Genomic DNA, 399 nt, shown 5'->3' on the forward strand with positions numbered 1-399 from the left:
GTTGAGTATCGAAGCGGCAGCAGGCACGGGCCCGGAGTATGTACGTGCCGTGTTTGGGGTTGAGCCCGAAGTGATTCATCGGGGTTGACTGGTCGCTCGAAGTAGGTATAATGGGAATCAATAAATTATTGGAGGTTCCCATGTTCGAAAAAGTCACCAAGCATTTCAAAGTCGCGGCACTGCGCCGCCGTATCCGGAAGCTCCGAATCGATGGGGCAGCGCAGATCGCGGTGGTGAACGCACAAGTCGATGTTATCAACAAAGCGAAGAGCGCCCCTTGGTATTTCGTGGAAGACATGATCGAGGGCAATCGCCGGTTGGCTGTTACTCAGGCTGCACTGAAGGCAAATCTTCAGGAGCTTGATCGTTTGACCAAGCGCCAGTAATTCGGCATTTCGT

Annotated in this window: 1 protein-coding gene; it reads left to right on the plus strand. The window is 53.1% G+C overall.

All coding sequences use genetic code 11. The features are described from left to right. Positions 1-140: 140 nt before the first annotated feature. Positions 141-386, plus strand: a complete 246-nt coding sequence (locus AC1RPH_RS07955; protein WP_481762049.1) for a hypothetical protein — start codon at positions 141-143, stop codon at positions 384-386. Positions 387-399: the final 13 nt, after the last annotated feature.

It is taken from the genome of Dellaglioa sp. CoH-57-MRSF-16, from assembly GCF_056782055.1.

Coding starts and splice junctions, on each gene's coding strand:
- AC1RPH_RS07955 (WP_481762049.1), top strand. CDS start 141: ATGTTCGAAAAAGTCACCAAGCATTTCAAAGTCGCGGCACTGCGCCGC.